5 protein-coding genes are annotated in these 3108 nt (G+C 39.1%); all 5 read right to left on the bottom strand.

The window, feature by feature from the left end; all coding sequences use genetic code 11:
• A partial coding sequence (locus GX687_05515; GenBank protein HHX96894.1) for an undecaprenyl-diphosphate phosphatase occupies window positions 1–496 on the bottom strand: 496 nt, incomplete at its 3' end.
• A 16-nt stretch (window positions 497–512) separates the two neighbouring features.
• The gene (locus tag GX687_05520; protein HHX96895.1) at window positions 513–1256 is read right to left on the bottom strand and encodes a UPF0280 family protein; all 744 of its coding nucleotides are present in this window, start codon (window positions 1254–1256) and stop codon (window positions 513–515) included.
• Window positions 1257–1658, bottom strand: a complete 402-nt coding sequence (locus tag GX687_05525; protein HHX96896.1) for a 4Fe-4S binding protein — start codon at window positions 1656–1658, stop codon at window positions 1257–1259.
• Between the two features lie 4 nt (window positions 1659–1662).
• On the bottom strand, window positions 1663–2838 hold the full coding sequence (locus GX687_05530) for a hypothetical protein (GenBank protein ID HHX96897.1): 1176 nt from the start codon (window positions 2836–2838) through the stop codon (window positions 1663–1665).
• Window positions 2839–2875: 37 nt separating this feature from the next.
• A partial coding sequence (locus GX687_05535) for a lipoate--protein ligase (protein ID HHX96898.1) occupies window positions 2876–3108 on the bottom strand: 233 nt, incomplete at its 5' end.

Raw genomic sequence — 3108 nt, forward strand, 5'->3', positions numbered from 1 at the left:
GGGAGCCGGAAATAGTTAAACCTGAACGGGAAACCCCAGGAATAATAGCCACACCTTGTAAAGTCCCCACTAAAAAAGCATTTTTAAAAGAAACATCCGAAATTTCCTTTAAACCTCTTTCTTTTAAAGAATCAGCCAACCATAAAATTAAACCAGTAGCCAAAAAGCTCCAACCCAAAAACACTCCGGTTGTGGCCAAATGTTCAAAGGTATCCTTGAAAGCAAGCCCAATGATTCCCGTAGGAATTGTTCCCATAATCACCAATAATGTTAAATGACTAAAAGGCCTTTTGATCATTTCTAGGATATCCCGCCAAAAAACAGCCACTACCGCTACTAAAGTACCAACATGCAGCATTGTATCTAATAATAAACCAGCTTCAGCTAAACCAAACATTTTACGAAATAATAATAAATGTCCACTACTACTAATAGGTAAAAACTCGGTAAACCCCTGTACTATACCCAAAACAACTGCCTTAATAATCTCCTCCACACATGACACCACCCATTTATCCTAACGGAATTAATTTTATTTCCCCCTGAACAGCCATCTCTTCACCCAAAATGGCTACCGCCCCGCGGATTCCGGGAATTGTCAAAGCCCACTTCACAGCCACAGCTAAATCCTTACTTGCCTGCACCCGGTTACAAGCCGCGGTAGCCACTGCATCCGCTAAAACAGCCTTAGTAGCTAAAATAACTACTGCATCCGCTTTTCCCAAACTAAAGCTATGTCCTACTGTACCAGAAGAAGTACAAACACCCAGTGGTGTCTCGGCAGGCTCAATTTCCAAACCAATACATCCGGAAAAAGGAGAAGTTCCTGCATAAATACTTATTTTCCGCCGCTGCTTAGTTTTTAACCATAAATCTCCACCATTTTCCACTAGCACCTCAGACGAAAACTGTGCTAAATATGCACCTACTTTCTCCGCAAAAAAACCGGCTACAGCCGCCATGGGACCTACATTAGCTAATTGTGCTGCTTCAGACATAACAGACACACTTTCCGGTGCTGCTTTTTCAATAGTCCAAGGCCGCAGGGTGGTTAAAAAAGCCGGATATTTTTGTAAATAAGCTTCCAATATTGCTCGTTCATTTTTTAAAAAGGACTTAATTTTTCCCGGCAGCTCCGGAGTATATTTTTCTCGTGGTATGGCTAGATCCAAATCTGTTTCTTGAACCACTACCCGAAAATGATATAGATCTTTTTGGCGATACCAACTGCGGTAATGACGCGGTTCATAAATCACCTAAATCTTAACCTCCATGGCATGAACCGGACAAATTTTAACACACATTAAACAAACAATACACGCCTCCCCATTAAATTTAATCTCCATAGAAGGTCGTTCAACATATAGAGCCTCAGTAGGACAGTGAACCGTACAATTTCCGCAGTGAGTACATTTAGTTTCATTTCTAATTACTTCTTGTGTTAGTAAACGGACGACCACACCTTGTTCTTTTAAATATTGAATGCCTTCAGCATAACGCTCTCCACTTAACTCCAAAACCATTGTTCCTTCCTTATGGGGATTAATACTAGCTTTCAAAATATTAATTACTAAATCATAATCACGTACTAAATGATAAATGATCGGTTGATCAGCTATTTCCTCCGAAAAACGCAGTACGATTCTTTCCGGTGCCATTTTTTCACTCCCCTTTATCCGGGCCGGGTAATAATTGACTGGGTTTCCCCAACAAAAATTCACCTTTACTAATCCAATCTTTTAACTGCCAAGCTATTTCCCGTGCCCGATAATAACTGCTCACAGAAGCAGTTGCTATTTTTTTCCCGTGTATTTCAATTTCACCACTTTTTAATTGAGCATAACTAACTAAACCTAAATTTTCCGCTTCCCCTTGTGGATAGGCTTTTCCATAGTCAACAACAGGAGCATATAATTCAGCATCACTTTTAGCCGCCTCCACTAAAATATCTTCATTTAAAATAGGTAGGGGAATCCCAATACCCACAGTTAAGGTAGCACCATAACCAACATAACTAGTACCCACCAACCAACGTGGACTCATTTGTTTTAAATCACCCATAACAGCCAAAGTACCACCACTGGCAGTTAGCTTATTACCAGCTTCATCTTTTAAAAAGCCAGGAGCATGTTGTGTCCCATGCCAGACAACATAACCTTTACCCCCACCCAAAAAAATACGTGTACCGATACCAATTGTTCGGAAATAGGGATCTTTTAACAAAGGACTTAATTGACCAGAAGTAGAATACATTGCATTTCCGAAATTAGGTTTTAATGCCCCTAAATAAGTATAAATTAAATGTTCAGTAGAATTAACCGCACAATTATAGTTTTGATAACAATTACGTGGATTAAATAAAAGTGCCTCATTAATCGTTTTTAAAGAAATTTTCTTTTCCAATTTAGTTAGGGGATAACAATCAGTACCATAACTAACAGCCCTAAGCAATACTTCTTTCCCAGCTACCAAATCTTCTATAACATGGGCCCCTCCATAACGAAATTCTCCCGGATAATCCGTATTACGTGGATCCTGTTCTGGTAATTCCGTAGCACCCAAATAAGCATCTACCGCGGCGATACCAGCATAAGCCGGAATATTATTTAACCAAACCTTACTCATTCGCATCCGCGGTTTGCTGTGACCAAAATTAAGGAAAACCCCTGAAGAACACATTGGTCCAAATGTTCCAGTAGTAACTATATCTACCTCTTTAGCAGTCTGTTTAATTCCTTTTTCACGAACTCGTTCAATAACTTCTTCAGCAGTTAAGACAACAACTTTACCGGATTTAATCCGGGCATTTATTTCCTCATAAGTGCGTTCTATAGACATCTCCCCAACCCCCTTTTAAATAATCAGCACCTCAAATTTAGGGAAAGAAAAGGCGGCTTAATTCTTTCCACTCCACACGCTCAAAATATTTTTCCGGATTAATCTTTTGAAAAAAAGCCTCAATTTCCCCTTCTTGATATTTTAAACCCACAAGCCCTTTTTCTAAAATGGTTAAATCTTCATTACTGAAAAAATCACCATAAAATTTACATTCTTTGATTTTACCGGCTTTAATTACTAAACCTACCTCAATTTCACCACAAGAAAAAC

It is taken from the genome of Clostridia bacterium (genome assembly GCA_012841935.1).
Classification (GTDB): Bacteria; Bacillota; Peptococcia; order DRI-13; family DTU073; genus DUTS01.